Consider the following 267-nt stretch of genomic DNA (forward strand, 5'->3'; position numbering starts at 1 on the left):
CAACGGTACCATCGGAAATACACAAGGCGTGAGCAGTGCGGCAAAACCCGCCATAAGTGCAATCCATAAAAATGATAAGATGCCATCACTGCCAAAGCTCAAACTGCTACCGGTGATTGTTCCGGCAGTTGACGTTTCGTCCTCTCCGGAAGAATCCGAAAGATCCCCCGTGTCATCGGGAGTGTTGGATGAGGTACCGGTTTCGCCGGCCGTACTTTCCGATGGTTCTTCAAAATCGCGATAGGGTTCATCCGCAACCCCGCTAAT

The 267-nt window shown here is 51.7% G+C and carries 1 protein-coding gene; it reads right to left on the reverse strand.

Translation table 11 applies throughout. The features are described 5' to 3' along the window. Window positions 1-267, reverse strand: a 267-nt coding sequence (locus tag R0J87_RS21020; RefSeq protein WP_498888697.1) for a hypothetical protein, incomplete at both ends; no start/stop codon positions are given.

Source organism: Halomonas sp. SIMBA_159 (genome assembly GCF_046536035.1).
Classification (GTDB): Bacteria; Pseudomonadota; Gammaproteobacteria; order Pseudomonadales; family Halomonadaceae; genus Vreelandella; species Vreelandella venusta_A.